Origin of the sequence: Microbacterium allomyrinae, assembly GCF_020682705.1 — a bacterium.
GTDB classification, from domain to species: domain Bacteria; phylum Actinomycetota; class Actinomycetes; order Actinomycetales; family Microbacteriaceae; genus Microbacterium; species Microbacterium allomyrinae.
In genome coordinates this window covers 183,100-198,996 of record NZ_JAGTTN010000006.1, presented here as the reverse complement: position 1 = coordinate 198,996, position 15,897 = coordinate 183,100, and the positions used below count along the sequence as shown (strand labels likewise).

Sequence of the window (15,897 nt, the reverse complement as noted above, 5' to 3'; positions counted from 1 at the left end):
GTTTCGCACAATGTCCGACGAACGGGAACACGCCCCGATCGTCTGCTCACACATTACCGACGATCTCGGCTCGCCCGCGTGGAGGCCGCCCCCGTACGAGGCCGTCTCGTCGGCATTTCCGGGCCTGCTCGCGGCTGCGCAGGAGGACGACGGATGCTGAGGCTGTGGCAAAAGCGACGGAATGTGTCAAACAATTTTCCGACCTGGTTTGCACAATCACTACGGTCTGACCCGTACCCCGGTTCCCTAGGAGAAGCTCATGAGCCACGACAGCGCCTTCCGCCTCGGATTTCTGACCCATGTGGAGGGCGGCGCCGATCTCGCCGAGACCTACCGCAACGCGCTCGAGCTTTTCGTCGCCGCCGACGAGCTCGGCTTCGACTCGGGCTGGGTGGCTCAGCATCACTTCGGTCCGGGAGCCGCCGACGGGCTCGCCTCGCCGTGGATCTTCCTCGCCAATGCGGCGGCGCGCACGCGCAACATCCACGTCGGCACCGCGGTGACGCTGATCCCGCTGCACCATCCCGTCCAACTCGCGCAGGACATCGGGGTGCTCGACGCGATCAGCGGCGGACGGGTCGAGTTCGGCGTCGGCACCGGGTTCGACAAGGTGGCCTACTCGATCTTCGAGCAGGACTTCGAGCGCCGTCGTGAGCTCACCACCGAGCGCTTCGCCACGGTGCGGGCAGCCCTGCGCGGCGAGCCGCTCGATGCCGACGGGACGGTCCTCAAGGCCGCCGCGCGCGACCTCGCGGACAACCGCTCGTGGCACGGCGTCTTCAGCGCCGACGGCGCGGCCCATGTCGCGGGCGAGGGAGCGAACCTCCTGCTCAACCGTGCCACGTACGGCTACGAGGAGCCCACCGACGTCGTCCAGCGGGCGTGGGCCGAGCGCTACCTCTCGGAGTGGACGGCACCACGCCCTCCCCGCATCGGTCTGTCGCGGCTGATCTTCGCGGCCGACGACCGCCGCACCGCGCTCGATCACATCGGCGACGCCCTCATCGACAACGTGCGCCGCTCCAACGCGGGCGGCCGTCCGCTCGGCCCCGAGACGCTCGAGAACGCGCTCTTCCGGTATCACGCCCACTACGGCCACCCCGACGAGGTCATCTCGCAGCTGCAGTCCGAGCGGGTGCTGCCGCTCGCAACCGATCTGCTCGCCCAGTTCAACCCCGGCCGCCCCGGACTCGACGCCTCGATCCGCGCCCTCGAGCTGCTCGCGACCGAGGTCGCTCCGGCGCTCGGCTGGCGCCCCGCCGCGGCCCGCCAGCCGGTCGCAGTCTGATCCGCGCGCACGACGCGACCCGCCGCATCCCCCACTCTCTTTCGCACCCCCGGAGACCGACATGACCAAGCCACCACGGCAGATTCGGCTGAACCTCAACCTGCAGACGGCGGGGCGCCATGACGCCGCGTGGAAGACGCTGCCGGATGCGGCGGGTCTCGTCACCGACGTCGACTACTACGTGCGCGTCGCCCGCCTCGCCGAGAAGGGGAAGCTCGACGGCATCTTCTTCGCGGACTCCCTCGGCTCGCTGAGCGAGAACTCGGTGCGCCGGCCCTGGCGCGGTCTCGATCCGACGGTGCTGCTGTCGGCGATCGCGCAGCACACCTCGGCCATCGGTCTGGTCTCGACGGTGCCGGCCATCCACGGCAGTCCGTTCGTGACGGCGCGCCAGATCGCGAGTCTCGACCACGTGAGCAAGGGACGGGCGGCGTGGAACATCATCACGAGCCAGAACCCGCCCACGCTCGATGCGCTCGGCAAGACCGAGGCGCTCGACAGTGAGACGCGATATCGCAAGGCCGGCGAGTTCGTCGAGATCGTGACGGGCCTGTGGGATTCGCTCCCGCAGGAGGCGATCGTGAACGACCCGACGCGCGATCTGTACATCGACGAGTCGCAGACGCGCCCGGTCGAGTACGAGGGCGAGTTCTACTCCACGAATGCCGTGCTGCCGCTCACCGGCGGCCACCGCGGGCGTCCCGTGCTCTTCCAGGCCGGCGCTTCGGCGCGCAGCCGGGAGTTCGGAGCGACGTGGGCCGACGCGCTCTTCACGGGTCAGCGCACGAAGCAGCTCGCGCAGCGCTTCAGCGCCGACGTGAAGGGGCTCGCCGCCCAGCACGGCCGCGACCCCGAGAAGCTGCTGGTGCTGCCGGGACTCTGGGTCATCGTGGGCGACACCGAACAGGCCGCGCACGCGCGGAAGGCGGAACTCGATGCGCAGCTCGACGCCGACTACCTGCTCGAACAGCTCGCCGAGCGCCTCGGCATCGCCGCGTCGCGGCTCGTCCTGGACGAGGAGCTGCCGTACGACGAGCTCTCGGCGCCCTTGGAGGACACCCTCGTCGCGCGCCACCGCGAACAGATCATCGCCGAGGCGCGGGGCCGGCTGACGGTTCGGCAACTGCTCTACAACAACCTCACGGGCGGCCATCGGGTGCTGATCGGCACGCCCGAGCAGATCGCGGACGACATCGCGGACTGGGTCGATGACGGAGCGTCCGACGGCTTCAACATCAACATCGACCGGCAGCCCGACGGCCTCGAATCGTTCATCGACGGCCCCGTCGCGGTGCTGCAGAACCGCGGGCGCTTCCGCGCCGACTACGAGTTCGAGACCCTGCGCGAGAACCTCGGCGTCGCCTGAGCGCGGCCCACGAACACCACATCAGAAGGAGCGATGACATGACCCTTGCAGAGACCTCCACGACAATCCCCACACCCCCTCCCGGCACCGCCGGCGCGCTGCCCGGATCCTCCGGGGGCGTGAGCCCAGCCGCCACCGAGCTCGACGCGTTCGCGCGCGACTGGCAGCAGTGGCACGACGAACTCGAGACGGGCCGCCGTGCGCCGCACGGATTCCTGGCGTACACGAGCGTGAACTTCCTCGATGACCACCCGCGACGCTTCGACGGCGTGCCGGGAGTCTGGTCGACGGGGGAGCGCGGCCCCGTCGTCGAGCTCGATCCCGGCGAGGTCTTCGTGATCGACGGCGTGCAGGTCTCGGGCCGGCACGAGTACGGCGTCATCGGCGAGCGCACCTTCCATCGCGCGGGCTTCGGCGACGTGGTCGTCGAGCTCTCGCGTCGCGGCGGCCGGGATCTCGTGCGGCCCCTGTACCCCGATCACGGGCTGCGGGTCGGATACCGCGGCACGCCGACCTTCGCGCCCCACCCGCGTTGGGTCATCGAGGCCGTCTTCGAGGCCGAGGAGCCCCGAGACATCCCGATCGCTGCAGCGATCCCCGAGATCACCCACACGCATTCCACTCCGGGCCGGGTGCGGTTCACGATCGACGGTGAGAGCTACGCGCTCACCCTCATCGCGCGCGGCGCGGGACAGGCGACCCTGCTGTTCCGCGACGCGACCAGCGGCGTGACGACCTACGCCGCGAGCCGCACGCTCGGCGTCGCGCTTCCGAGCGACGGCACCGATCGCGTCGTGCTCGACTTCAACCGCGCGACCAACCTGCAGTGCGCGTACACCGACTACTCGCCGTGCCCGCTGGCGCCCGCGGAGAACCGGCTGCCGTTCGCGGTCGAGGCGGGCGAGAAGATCCCCCTCGACCGCACCTCGTGAGCGCGACCCGACCCCGGGAGTCCACGCTGTCGCACTCGCTGCTGCGCCTCTATCCGCTCGCCAAGCCGGTCGTTCCGCGACTCGCGCTCGGCATGTTCACCGCGGTGCTGGCGAGCGGCGTCGCCCTCGCGATCCCGCAGGTGCTGCAGTGGATCGTCAACGGACCTCTCTTCGTGACTCACGATCCTCGGGGACTCTGGGTCGGTGTCGCGATCGTGCTGGGGCTCGGCGTGCTCGAGGCGGGCCTGCTCGTCGCGCGCCGCCAGCTCGTGCTCGCGCCCGGCGCCAAGCTCGAGGCCGATCTGCGAGTCCGGCTCTACGAGCACCTGGTGGATGCTCCGGCGGCCTTCCACGACGAGTGGAGCAGCGGCCAGCTGCTCTCGCGGTCGATGAGCGACATCCGCCGCTTCCGTCGCTGGATCAGCTTCGGCATGGTGATGATCTGCGTCAACACGATCACGATCATCGCCGGAATCGTGCTCATGACCCTCGCGAGCCCGATCATGGGCGCCATCTTCGCGGCCGCCGCGATTCCGGTCGCGGTGGCGAGCTTCCATTTCCGCCGCGGCTACCAGACGGCGTCGCGTCTCGCGCAGGACCAGGCGGGCGATCTGGCGACCACCGTCGAGGAGTCGGTGCGCGGCATCCGCATCTTGAAGGCTTTCGGTCGAGGTCGCGCGGCGCTCGCGTCGTTCTCGACGCAGGCGGATCTGCTGCGCGCCACCGAGATCGAGAAGGCGCGGTCGCTGTCGACCGTCTCGCTGATCCTGACGGCGCTGCCCGAGGCGGCGCTGGCATCGGCCCTCGTCGTGGGCGCATTCCTCGTCGCCGGGGGCCAGCTGAGCGTGGGCGCGATCGTCGCCTTCTTCGGGACGGCGGCGGTGGTGAGCGGACCCCTGGGCCGACTGGGCGAGCAGTTCGCGATGTCGATGGACGCGAAGGCGGCGATCGACCGGTTCTTCGAGGTGCTCGACGTGCCCAACACCATCCTCGATCCGTCCGATCCGGTTCCGCTTCCGGCATCGGCGCGGCGACTCGAGCTGCGCGGCGTCACCTTCCGGCATCCGGATGCCGCGCCCGACGCTCCGGCCGTGCTCGATGACCTGCACCTCGTGCTGGAGCCGGGCGAGACCCTCGCCCTCGTGGGGGTGACCGGTGCAGGCAAGAGTTCGCTCGTCCAGCTGATCCCGCGACTGTACGACGTCACCGAGGGCAGTGTGCTCATCGGCGGCGTCGATGTGCGCGATGTGGAGCGGACGGCCCTCCGGCGACACGTGTCGATCGCTTTCGAGGATCCCGTGCTGTTCTCCGCCACGGTGCGCGAGAACATCCTCCTCGGCGTCCCCGACGCCGGCGACGACGTGCTCGAGGCTGCCATCGCGACCGCCGGGGCGGAGTTCGTCCGCGCGCTTCCCGACGGTGTCGACACGGTCATCGGCGAGGAGGGGCTCAACCTCTCGGGCGGGCAGCGCCAGCGCATCTCGCTCGCGCGCGCGATCGCCGCATCGCCGCGCATCCTGGTTCTGGACGACCCGCTGTCGGCACTGGACGTGCACACCGAAGAGGTCGTGACCCGGCGCCTGCGCGCCCACCTGCACGAGACCACGACGCTCGTCGTCGCCCACCGTCCATCGACCGTCGCACTCGCCGACCGGGTGGCCCTGCTCGACGGCGGCCGCATCGTCGCCATCGGCTCGCACACCGAACTGCTCGCGACGAGCGCGCACTACCGGTCGGTCATCACGAGCACGCAGGCCGAGACGGTTGCCGAGACTCTCATCGAAGCGGAGATCGTCGTATGAACGGGGTGGGTCGATGAGCGGGGTGGCATACGAGGATCACGTCGATCTGGAGCGATCGCTCGCGCGCACCGTGAGAAAGCGGTCGATGCGACTGCTCGGATCGCTGCTGCGGCCGATGCGGTGGCGATTCGCCCTGATGCTCGCCCTGGTGGCGGCGGCCCAGGCGGCGAAGGCCGCCGGTCCCCTCTTCGTGGCGTTCGTGATCGACACGGGGCTGCCGCAGCTGACCGCCGGCGATCCGGCCGGCGTGCTCGGGGCCGGGCTCGGCTACATCACCGTCGCGTTCGCGGGCGGACTGCTGATGTTCTGGTCCATCCGCCTGAGCGCCCGCATCGCCCAGGCCGTCCTCTTCGAGCTGCGGCGGCGGGTGTTCCGCCACACCCAGCGGCTGAGCCTCGAGTTCCACGAGACGTACACGTCGGGGCGCATCATCGCGCGTCAGACGTCGGATCTGGATGCCGTGCGGGAACTCCTCGACTCGGGAGTCAACCAGCTGCTCTCGGGCCTGCTGTTCATGGTGTTCGTCGCGGTGATGCTGCTGTTCCTGGATCCCTGGAGCGGGCTCGTGCTGGTGGCGGCGTCCGTGCCCGTGGCACTGCTCACCCGGTGGTTCCACGTCCGTTCGCAGCTGCACTACCGATCCACCCGCGTCGCCTCGTCACGGCTCATCGTGCAGTTCGTCGAGACGATGGCCGGCAATCGCGCCGTGCAGGCCTTCCATCGAGAGCGTCACGACATCGCGCGGCACCGCGAACTCGCCGACGACTACCGTCTGACCGACCAGCGCGCCGTGGGCCTGATCGGCGTCTACAACCCGGGACTCGTGCTCATCGGCAACGTCACGGTCGCGGCAGTCCTCGCCGTCGACGGCTACCGCGTGTTCGCGGGAGAGCTGTCGGTGGGCGTGCTGATCGCGGCGCTTCTGTACGCGAAGCGCTTCTTCGCGCCCGTGCAGGAGATGGCGCAGTTCTACAACTCGCTGCAGTCCTCCGTCGCCGCGCTCGAGAAGATCTCGGGGCTCCTCGAAGAAGAGCCGTCGGTGGCCGCGCCGGCTCGGCCGGTGGCACTGCCGCGTGCGAGCGGGCGCATCGACTTCGACGGCGTCCGCTTCGGCTACACCCCGGGCGCTGATGTGATCCCCGGGCTGGATCTGCGCATCCCGGCCGGCCAGATCGTGGCGCTCGTGGGCACGACCGGTGCCGGGAAGTCGACCGTCGCCAAACTCGTGGCCCGCTTCTACGACACCACCGAGGGTCAGGTGCGCCTGGACGGGATCGACGTGCGCGACCTCGCATTCTCGGACCTTCGTCGCGCGGTCGTCATGGTCACGCAGGAGAGCTTCCTCTTCAGCGGCACCATCGCCGAGAACATCGCGATCGGCCGGCCCTCGGCATCCCCCGACGACATCCGGGCGGCGGCGCGTGCCGTCGGAGCCGACCGCTTCATCGATCGGCTGCCGGACGGAATCGACACCGATGTGCACAAGCGAGGCGGAAGACTCTCGGCGGGACAGCGACAGCTCGTCTCGTTCGCGCGGGCGTTCCTCGCCGACCCGGCCGTCATCATCCTCGACGAGGCGACGGCATCGCTGGATCTGCCGAGCGAGGCGATCGTGCAGCGGGGACTCGCGACGCTGCTCGAGGGCCGTACGGCTCTGGTCATCGCGCATCGCCTGTCGACCGTCGAATCGGCCGACCGCGTCATCGTGCTGCAGGGCGGCCGGGTCGCCGAGGACGACTCGCCGGCGGCCCTGCTCGCAGCCGGTGGCGAGTACGCGGCCCTTCATGCGGCATGGCGAGCGTCCACCGACCAGCAGGCGAATGCCGCATCCGACACATGACGACACCTTCTTCGCCCAACCCGAAAGGCCCCTGGAACAATGTCGATTCCGCTGCACTCCGCCCCCTCACCCTCTGGAGCCACCTTGAGACTCGGATACTGGACTCCCGTCTACGGGGGGTTCCTCCGCAACGTCGGTGACGAAGGGATGCCGGCCACCTGGGACTACATCAAGTCGCTGTCGCAGCTGGCCGACCGCCTCGGCTATGACACGACTCTCGTGCCCGAGCTCTATCTCAACGACCGCAAGGGCCTGCAGGCGCCGAGCCTCGAGGCCTGGTCGCTGACGAGTGCGATCCTCGCGACGACCGAGCGCCTCCGCGTCATGACCGCGGTGCGGCCGGGCTTCCATCTGCCCGCCGTCACGGCGAAGGAGTCGTCCACGATCACCGACATCGGGGGCGGACGCTTCGCGCTGAACGTCGTCGCCGCATGGTGGGAGGAGGAGGCGAAGCAGTACGGCGGCCGGTTCACCCGTCACGACGAGCGCTACGAGCAGGCACGCGAGTTCGTCGAGATCCTGAGGGGAACGTGGGGCGAGACGCCGTTCTCGTACGCCGGGGACCACTTCACGGTCCAGGACACCATCCTCGAACCCAAGCCGCGTGTGGTGCCTGCCGTCTTCGCGGGAGGCGAGAGCGAGCACGGCCGCGAGTCGATCGCCGGGTTCGCCGATTCGTACGCGCTGCACGGCGGCACCGTGGACGAGGTGCGCGAGAAGGTCGACGACATGAACGAGCGCCGTCTGCGCCGCCACGGACTGCCCTTCGACGAGTTCGCCATGTCGGCGTACGTCATCGTCCGCGACACCGAGGCGCAGGCCCGCCAAGAGCTGGAGCGCATCACGACCGTCGATCCGTCCTCGCCCGGCTACGCGTCGTTCGAGGAGTTCGTGCGCAACTCGCAACTGGACGTCGAGCTCTCCAAGCGGGAGTACTCGGTCGGCACGCGCGGCCTGCGTCCCGACCTCGTCGGCACGGCGGAACAGGTCGCCGAGCGCATCCGCGAGTTCCGGGACGCGGGCGTCACGCTGCTGCTGATCCAGTCCTCGCCCGCGCACGACGAGCTGGAGCGCATCGCCGTCGAAGTCGGACCGCTGCTGCGGTGATGGCGGCTCTCCCGCTGCGGCCGTCCCGAGTCGGCGCGCGGCATCCGTCTCGACGCGGCCCGCGACCGGCGTCTAGACTGACCCGCGTGTTGACCTGTCGTTGTTGTCGCCCCTGCTGCTGAAGCCTTCGCTTCACACACTTCCGCGACCCCGACAGATCTCCCCGCGCACCCGCGCGGCAACACCGAGGACTCATCCGTGCGTTACGCCAAGAGCGTGGCCGACCTCGTCGGCAACACCCCTCTCGTCCAACTGACCCGTGTCACCGACGGCATCGCCGCCACGGTGCTCGCGAAGGTCGAATATCTGAATCCCGGCGGCTCCGCAAAGGACCGCATCGCCCGCCGCATCATCGACGCCGCCGAACGCGACGGTCTTCTCCAGCCCGGCGGCACCATCGTCGAGCCCACCAGCGGGAACACCGGCGTGGGGCTGGCGCTCGTCGCCCTCCAGCGCGGCTACCGCATGATCTTCGTCGTGCCCGACAAGTTCGCGGGCGAGAAAGTCGCGGTACTGAAGGCCTACGGCGCCGAGGTCGTCGTGACCGACACCAGCGTGCCTCCAGAGGACCTGCGCTCGTACTACAGCGTGTCGGACCGGCTCGTCAGCGAGATCCCGGGCGCATTCAAGCCCAACCAGTTCGCGAACCAGAACGGCCCGCTCAGTCACTACGAGAGCACCGGCCCCGAGATCTGGCGCGACACGGATGGCACGGTGACACATTTCGTCGCCGGCATCGGCACCGGCGGCACGATCTCCGGCACCGGGAGGTTTCTGCACGAGGTGTCGGGCGGCGCGGTGCGTGTCGTCGGCGCCGACCCCGAGGGGTCGATCTACTCGGGAGGTCCTCTGCACGGGTACCTCGTCGAGGGCGTCGGTGAGGACTTCTGGCCCGAGACCTACGATCCGACGGTGGTGGACGAGATCCACCGGGTGTCGGATGCCGAATCCTTCGCCATGACCAGGCGGCTCGCGCGCGAAGAGGGCCTGCTCGTCGGCGGATCGAGTGGGATGGCCGTCGTCGCGGCGCTGCGCACGGCCCGCGACCTCCCGGCCGAGGCGGTCGTGGTCGTGCTGCTGCCCGATCACGGCCGCGGCTACCTGAGCAAGTTCTACGACGACGACTGGATGCGCGAGCGCGGATTCGAGATCGACACCGACAAGGGAGCACACGAATGAGCGAGCCCACCACTGACCGCGGATTCGAGACCCGTGCCGTGCACGCCGGTCAGGCGTTCGACCCGACCACCGGTGCGGTCATCCCCCCGGTGCATTTCTCCACCACGTACGCGCAGGACGGCATCGGCGGGCTCCGCGAGGGCTACGAGTACGGCCGCAGCGGCAACCCGACGCGCACGGCGCTGGAGACGCAGCTGGCAGCGCTCGAGGGCGGGGCTCACGCGCTGTCGTTCGCATCGGGCCTGGCCGCCGAGGACGCCCTGCTGCGTGCGGTCCTGAAGCCCGGCGACGAGGTGCTGCTGGGCAGCGACGTCTACGGCGGCACCTACCGGCTCATCGCGCGGGTTCTGGGCGGCTGGGGGATCGGGGTGCGGGTCGTCGACATGAGCGACCTCGACCGGGTGCGCGCCGCGCTGGAGGAGCGCCCTGCGCGCATCGTGTGGGTCGAGACGCCGAGCAACCCGCTGCTGCGGATCACCGATATCGCGGGGCTGGCCCGACTCGGCCACGACGCAGGCTCCCTCGTCGTGGTCGACAACACGTTCGCGTCGCCCGCCCTGCAGCAGCCGCTCGCGCTGGGCGCGGACGTGGTCGTGCACTCGACCACGAAGTACCTGGGCGGCCACTCCGACGTGGTCGGCGGCGCGCTCGTGCTGAACGACGACGCCCTGTTCGAGCAGGCGAAGTTCCTGCAGTTCGCGGTGGGCGCGGTCTCGGGCCCGCTCGACGCGTGGCTCACCACGCGCGGGATCAAGACCCTCGCCCTGCGCATGCAGCGCCACGGCGAGAACGCCCAGGCCGTCGCCGAGTTCCTCGAGGGGCATGGCGCGGTGGCGCGCGTCTACTACCCCGGGCTGGTGTCGCACCCCGGCCACGAACTCGCCGCGGCGCAGATGAGCGGCTTCGGCGGCATCGTCTCGGTGGCACTGGCGGATTCCGCGGCCGCGCGACGTTTCGCCGAGTCGACCCGGCTCTTCCAGCTGGCCGAATCGCTCGGCGGGGTCGAGTCGCTCATGAACTACCCCGACGAGATGACGCACGCCTCGGTGCGCGGCACCGAGCTCGCCGTCCCGCCGGAGGTGGTGCGACTCTCGGTCGGGATCGAGAGCGTCGCCGACCTGATCGCCGATCTCGACGAAGCGCTCGCCGGGCTCTGACGCGACCCGCCGCCGGGCGAGGGCGGTGGCTACGCTGAGGTCGTGGACCCCGTCGCCGCAACCCTCGTCATCCTGGTCCTCGCTGTCGCCGCGTTCATGAGCAACCGCGTGCCGATCGGGATCGTCGCCATCGGCGTCGCGCTCGCGCTCTTCTTCACGGGAGTGCTCACGCTCCCGCAGGCGCTCGCCGGATTCGGCGACCCGACGGTGCTGTTCATCGCGGCGCTGTTCGTGGTGAGCGAGTCGCTGGATGCGACCGGGGTGACCGCGTGGGCGGGCCAGATGGTGATCGGGCGCGCCGGCACGAAGCGCAGCACGCTCATCGTCGTTATCGCGCTGCTGGTGGCGGTGCTGTCGGCCCTGATCAGCATCAACGGCGCCGTCGCGGCGCTCCTGCCGCTGGTCGTCGTGGTGGCAGCGCGCGCGGGGATCACATCGTCGCGGCTGCTCATGCCCCTGGCGTTCGCGGCATCCGCGGGCTCGCTGCTGCTGCTGACCGGCACCCCGGTGAACATCCTCGTCTCGGACTTCGCGGCGGCGGCCGGCGGGCGCACGTTCGGCTTCTTCGAGTTCGCGCTGGTCGGCATCCCCGTCGTGGTGGGCGCCGTCGTGATCCTCCTGCTCGGCGGCGGGCTCGTGCCCGAACGGACCGGGGCGCTCATGCCGGTCGACCTCGTGCGCCATGCGCGGCTGCTGCGCCAGCAGTACTCGCTCACGCTCGACACCGGCACGCTGCTCGGCCCGAACACCGGCATCACCGAGGTCGTCGTCGCGCCCCGGTCGCCGCTCATCGGCAAGCGGGTCTGCGCCGGCATGACCACCCCTGACGGCGACCTCGTGGTGCTGGCCGCCCGCCGCGGCGACGAGCAGCTGAAGGGAACGGAGTTCCTCGTGCAGGCCGGCGATGCGCTGCTGCTGCAGGGCGCGTGGGACGACCTGTCGAGGCGCTCCAGCGAGCCGGGGATCCTGGCGGTCGACGACCCGCAGCGGCTGCGGCGCTCGGTGCCGCTGGGGCGCGGCGCGAAGCGCGCGATCGTCATCCTGCTCGCGATGATCATCCTGCTGGCGACCGGGCTCGTGCCGCCGGCTGTCGCGGCGCTGCTGGCCGCGTGCGCGCTCGTGCTCACGCGCACGGTGACCTCGACGCAGGCCTACCACTCGATCTCGTGGACGACGGTGGTGCTGATCGCGGGGATGATCCCGCTGTCGACCGCCTTCATCCAGACCGGCACCGCCGACCTCGTCGCGGGATGGATGCTGTCGGCCCTCGGTGACGCGGGGCCCCATGCCGCCCTGCTCGCGCTGTGCGGACTGACCGTCGTGCTCGGGCAGCTCATCAGCAACACCGCGACGGTGCTCATCGTGGCGCCGATCGCGATCTCGGTCGCGCAGGCGCTCGACCTCTCGGTGCAGCCGTTCATGATGGCACTCACCGTCGCGGGCGCCGCGGCGTTCCTCACCCCGATCGCGACCCCGGTCAACCTCATGGTGATGGAGCCGGCGGGATTCCGCTTCGGCGACTACTGGAAGCTCGGACTGCCGCTCGTGCTGTTCTTCCTCCTGATGGCGGTCTTCTACGTCCCGCTCATCTGGCCGTTCTGAGTGGTGCGCGACGCCCCGGCCGTTCGGGTCGGCCGGGGCGCCGCGGTTCGGGATCAGGCGGCCGACCAGCCGCCGTCGCTCGCGAGCACGACGCCGTTGACGTTCACGCCGTCGTCGCTGAGCAGGAATGTGATCGACGCCGCGAGGGCATCGGCCTCGGCGGGGTCGGGGAGGATCGCCATCGCGGTGCGCACGCGCTCCGCGCCCAGCGGTGACGCGAACGTGGCCTCGATGTTGGTGATGGTGGCACCGGGTGCGACGGCGTTGACGCGGATGCCGCTGGGGCCGTACATGAACGCGCTCGACTTCGTGAGGCCGACGACGGCGTGCTTGGAGGCCGTGTAGGCGGCGCCGGCGGCCGAGCCGCGCAGCGCCGCCTCCGAGGCGGTGTTCACGATCGATCCGCCGCCCTGGGCGAGCATGCCGGGGATCACCGCGCGCATGAGCTTCATGGTGCCGTCGACGTTCACGCGGAAGACGCGCTGCCACACGGCATCCGTCATCTCGCCCACCGGCGTCATGTCGTCCATGATCCCGGCGATGTTGGCGAGGGCGTCGACGGTCTCACCGGCGGCGGCGATGATCTGCGCGATGCCGGCGTCGTCGGTGATGTCGGCGACGAGGGGCACGATGTCGGCGGCGGGATGCTCGGCCACGAACTCGTCGAGGCGCTCGCCGCTGACGTCGACGGCGACCACGCGTCCGCCTTCGCGCGCGACGCGCGAGGCGGTGGCGCGACCGATGCCGGAGCCGGCCCCGGTGACGATGACGGTCTTGCCGGTGAATCGGCCCTGGTCGAGGCGCTCGGTCCACTCGCGGAGTGCGACCGCGGGTGCGGCGGGGGCGGATGCCTCGTCCTCGTCGATCGTGCTCGGCGCCGGGGCGCCCTCGGGCACCTCGCCGGCCGCAGCGCGGCGGATGATGTCGTCGAGGGCCTCCTGCGTGAACGCGCCGCGGCTCAGCTTCACGAGGCGCTTGATCGCGAGGCGCCGGACGGGCTTGAAGGCGTCGGCGGTCTGCCCGCCCTGGGCGAGCATGTCGCGAAGGATGGCGCCGCCGATGGGGTCGTCGAGCCAGTTCGCGATGGAGGTGTCGCCGGTCAGCGGCGTGGTGCTGGTGGTCATGATTGCTTCCTTTCAACCGGACAACAGTGTCCGGTACTAGGCTACACCCGTGCCGAGTACCGCATCCCCCCGCGTGAGTTCCCTCTCACGCCAGAACCGCGGTCCCGCCGCCGCAGCCGACAATCGCCGCGCCCTGATCGCCGCCGCGCGCGAGGTCTACGCCGAGGGCGGGCTGGGTGCGCCGTTCAGCGCCGTGGCCAAGCGCGCCGGTGTCGGCCAGGGAAGCCTCTACCGGCACTTCCCCGACCGCACGGCGCTGGCCGTCGCGGTCTTCGAAGACAATGTGCGCGGTCTCGAGGACGACACCGCTCCTGCCGACCGCACCATCGACGATCTGCTCGACCTGGTCGTGGAGCAGGCCGTCGTCTCGACCGCGTTCATCGAGCTGATCACCGCCGACCTGCGCGACCCCCGCGTCGCCGGACTCGGGGCGCGCTTCCACGATCTGGTCGCGCGCGTCGTGGAGCGCGACCGCGACGCGGGCCGGATCGGCGGACACGTCGAGACGGAGGACGTGACGATGGCGACCGGCATGCTCGCGACCGAACTCGCGCGATCCGATCCCGCGCAGCGGCCCGCCGTCGCCGCGCGTGCCAGAGCGCTCTTCCGCGCCGCATTCGCTCCGCGATGACGCGGCACTAGGCTCCAGATATGGGCAGGTTCATCTACGACACGACGGGCAGTTCCGTCGATATCGACGACCGTACTCTCGCGCACCTTCGGATCGTCGTGATGAACAAGCTCCGCCGGTCGGAGCCCTTCATGTTCGACATCGAGATCGGTGACGGCAGCGGTCGCCGCAGCTTCTGGATCCACCCCGCGGTGCCCTTGCAGTTCCACTTCTTCGGCAGTCGTCAGCCCCGCATCAATCGTGCGTGGATCGAAGAGCTCATGCAGGCCGCGAGCGGCCCGAGCGGGCTGACCATCCTGCCCGAGCCCACCGAGGACGAACTGCCCGACGCTCAGGGCTGAGCAGGCGTCAGAGCCTGGCCCAGGCCTCGGTGAGCACGCCGCGGAGGATCTGCTCGATCTCGTCGAACTCGGCGGGGCCCACCGTGAGGGGCGGCGCCAGCTGGATGACCGGATCCCCGCGGTCGTCCGCACGGCAGTACAGGCCGGCATCGAACAGCGCCTTCGAGAGGAATCCGCGCAGCAGCCTCTCGGACTCGTCGTCGTCGAACGTCTCTTTGGTCGTCTTGTCCTTGACGAGCTCGATGCCGAAGAAGTACCCGTCTCCGCGCACGTCGCCGACGATCGGCAGATCGGTGAGCTTCTCGAGCGTCGAGCGGAAGATCGGCGAGTTCTCGCGCACGTGCTGGTTCAGCCCCTCCTCCTCGAAGATGTCGAGGTTCTCGAGCGCGACGGCGGCCGAGACCGGATGCCCGCCGAAGGTGTAGCCGTGGTAGAACGCCGTGTCACCGTGCGCGAACGGCTCGTAGATGCGGTCGCTGACGATGGTCGCGCCGATCGGCGAGTAGCCGCTGGTCATCGCCTTCGCGCACGTGATCATGTCGGGGACGTAGCCGTACGCGTCGCACGCGAACATGTGACCGATGCGCCCGAAGGCGCAGATGACCTCGTCGCTGACCAGCAGCACGTCGTACTTGTCGCAGATCTGGCGGACGCGCTGGAAGTATCCGGGCGGCGGCGGGAAGCAGCCTCCGGAGTTCTGAACCGGCTCGAGGAAGACGGCGGCGACCGTGTCGGGACCCTCGAACTGGATCATCTCCTCGATGCGGTCGGCCGCCCATACGCCGAACGCCTCGATGTCGTGAGAGGGGGCGCCCATGTCGTCGGCGCGATAGAAGTTCGTGTTCGGCACCCGGAATCCGCCCGGCGTCACGGGCTCGAACATCGCCTTCATGGCGGGGATGCCGGTGATCGCCAGCGCGCCCTGCGGAGTGCCGTGGTAGGCGACCGCGCGTGAGATCACCTTGTGCTTGGTGGGCTTGCCCTGCAGCTTCCAGTAGTACTTGGCGAGCTTGAACGCGGTCTCGACGGCCTCGCCGCCGCCCGTCGAGAAGAAGACCTTGTTGAGGTCGCCCGGCGCGTAGTCGGCCAGGCGATCGGCCAGCTCGATGGCCGCCGGGTGCGCGTACGACCAGATGGGGAAGAACGCGAGCTGCTCGGCCTGCGTGGCCGCGACCTCGGCGAGCCGCTTGCGACCGTGGCCGGCGGCGACCACGAAGAGCCCCGCGAGGCCGTCGATGTACTTCTTGCCCTGCGAGTCCCAGATGTGGTGGCCCTCGCCCTTGACGATGATGGGCACGCCCGGACCGTCGGTCATGACGGACTGCCGTGCGAAGTGCATCCAGAGGTGGTCCTTCGCCATCTGCTGCAGCTCGGCCTCGCTCCTCGCGGGGCGGTCGGTGCGGGCGTGGCGTTCGGTCGTGGTCGACATAGCGGGCCTTCCGTCTGGACGTGCTCCCGACGATACTCGCGAGGACATCGAGCGTGTCCACGACGGTTCGTCCTGATCCGCCGGTCGTTGCGGCGGACC

Annotated in this window: 13 protein-coding genes; 11 read left to right on the top strand and 2 right to left on the bottom strand. The window is 70.0% G+C overall.

Annotated features, from left to right (window positions below; all coding sequences use genetic code 11):
- The first annotated feature begins 259 nt into the window (after positions 1-259).
- From KEC57_RS16170 to KEC57_RS16130, 9 genes are all read left to right on the top strand, one after another.
- Positions 260-1,288, top strand: coding sequence for an LLM class flavin-dependent oxidoreductase (locus tag KEC57_RS16170; RefSeq protein ID WP_229385722.1), 1,029 nt, complete (start codon positions 260-262; stop codon positions 1,286-1,288).
- A gap of 61 nt (positions 1,289-1,349) precedes the next feature.
- Positions 1,350-2,654 (top strand): NtaA/DmoA family FMN-dependent monooxygenase, encoded by a 1,305-nt coding sequence (locus KEC57_RS16165; protein ID WP_229385721.1) that lies wholly within the window; start codon positions 1,350-1,352, stop codon positions 2,652-2,654.
- A 38-nt stretch (positions 2,655-2,692) separates the two neighbouring features.
- Positions 2,693-3,586 carry a DUF1684 domain-containing protein gene (locus tag KEC57_RS16160; protein ID WP_229385720.1) on the top strand — a complete coding sequence of 298 codons (894 nt, stop codon included), beginning with the start codon at positions 2,693-2,695 and terminating at the stop codon, positions 3,584-3,586.
- Complete coding sequence (locus KEC57_RS16155) at positions 3,583-5,388, top strand: ABC transporter ATP-binding protein (RefSeq protein WP_229385719.1); 1,806 nt, start codon at positions 3,583-3,585, stop codon at positions 5,386-5,388. Before KEC57_RS16160 ends, KEC57_RS16155 begins: the two co-directional genes overlap by 4 nt.
- A 13-nt stretch (positions 5,389-5,401) precedes the next feature.
- Complete coding sequence (locus KEC57_RS16150) at positions 5,402-7,228, top strand: ABC transporter ATP-binding protein (RefSeq protein WP_229385718.1); 1,827 nt, start codon at positions 5,402-5,404, stop codon at positions 7,226-7,228.
- A gap of 84 nt (positions 7,229-7,312) precedes the next feature.
- Positions 7,313-8,335, top strand: a complete 1,023-nt coding sequence (locus KEC57_RS16145) for an LLM class flavin-dependent oxidoreductase (protein WP_229385717.1) — start codon at positions 7,313-7,315, stop codon at positions 8,333-8,335.
- Positions 8,336-8,533: 198 nt separating this feature from the next.
- Positions 8,534-9,514, top strand: coding sequence for a pyridoxal-phosphate dependent enzyme (locus tag KEC57_RS16140; protein WP_229385716.1), 981 nt, complete (start codon positions 8,534-8,536; stop codon positions 9,512-9,514).
- Entirely contained in the window at positions 9,511-10,671 is a 1,161-nt protein-coding gene (locus tag KEC57_RS16135; RefSeq protein ID WP_229385715.1) for a cystathionine gamma-synthase, read from the top strand. Before KEC57_RS16140 ends, KEC57_RS16135 begins: the two co-directional genes overlap by 4 nt.
- A 42-nt stretch (positions 10,672-10,713) precedes the next feature.
- Positions 10,714-12,273 (top strand): SLC13 family permease, encoded by a 1,560-nt coding sequence (locus tag KEC57_RS16130; RefSeq protein ID WP_229385714.1) that lies wholly within the window; start codon positions 10,714-10,716, stop codon positions 12,271-12,273.
- Positions 12,274-12,326: 53 nt separating this feature from the next.
- Here the strand turns inward: KEC57_RS16130 and KEC57_RS16125 are convergent, their stop codons facing one another.
- Positions 12,327-13,397, bottom strand: coding sequence for an SDR family NAD(P)-dependent oxidoreductase (locus KEC57_RS16125; protein ID WP_229385713.1), 1,071 nt, complete (start codon positions 13,395-13,397; stop codon positions 12,327-12,329).
- A 49-nt stretch (positions 13,398-13,446) separates the two neighbouring features.
- Between KEC57_RS16125 and KEC57_RS16120 the strand changes: the two genes are divergently transcribed.
- Together KEC57_RS16120 and KEC57_RS16115 are read left to right on the top strand one after the other, a co-directional pair.
- Positions 13,447-14,028, top strand: a complete 582-nt coding sequence (locus KEC57_RS16120; RefSeq protein WP_229385712.1) for a TetR/AcrR family transcriptional regulator — start codon at positions 13,447-13,449, stop codon at positions 14,026-14,028.
- 20 nt (positions 14,029-14,048) lie between these two features.
- Entirely contained in the window at positions 14,049-14,369 is a 321-nt protein-coding gene (locus KEC57_RS16115) for a DUF7882 family protein (RefSeq protein WP_229385711.1), read from the top strand.
- A 7-nt stretch (positions 14,370-14,376) separates the two neighbouring features.
- On the opposite strand, the gene KEC57_RS16110 is transcribed toward KEC57_RS16115, so the two are convergent.
- On the bottom strand, positions 14,377-15,798 hold the full coding sequence (locus KEC57_RS16110) for an aspartate aminotransferase family protein (protein WP_229385710.1): 1,422 nt from the start codon (positions 15,796-15,798) through the stop codon (positions 14,377-14,379).
- Between the last annotated feature and the right edge of the window lie 99 nt (positions 15,799-15,897).

Coding starts and splice junctions, on each gene's coding strand:
- KEC57_RS16170 (WP_229385722.1), top strand. CDS start 260: ATGAGCCACGACAGCGCCTTCCGCCTCGGATTTCTGACCCATGTGGAG.
- KEC57_RS16165 (WP_229385721.1), top strand. CDS start 1,350: ATGACCAAGCCACCACGGCAGATTCGGCTGAACCTCAACCTGCAGACG.
- KEC57_RS16160 (WP_229385720.1), top strand. CDS start 2,693: ATGACCCTTGCAGAGACCTCCACGACAATCCCCACACCCCCTCCCGGC.
- KEC57_RS16150 (WP_229385718.1), top strand. CDS start 5,402: ATGAGCGGGGTGGCATACGAGGATCACGTCGATCTGGAGCGATCGCTC.
- KEC57_RS16135 (WP_229385715.1), top strand. CDS start 9,511: ATGAGCGAGCCCACCACTGACCGCGGATTCGAGACCCGTGCCGTGCAC.
- KEC57_RS16125 (WP_229385713.1), bottom strand. CDS start 13,397: ATGACCACCAGCACCACGCCGCTGACCGGCGACACCTCCATCGCGAAC.
- KEC57_RS16115 (WP_229385711.1), top strand. CDS start 14,049: ATGGGCAGGTTCATCTACGACACGACGGGCAGTTCCGTCGATATCGAC.
- KEC57_RS16110 (WP_229385710.1), bottom strand. CDS start 15,798: ATGTCGACCACGACCGAACGCCACGCCCGCACCGACCGCCCCGCGAGG.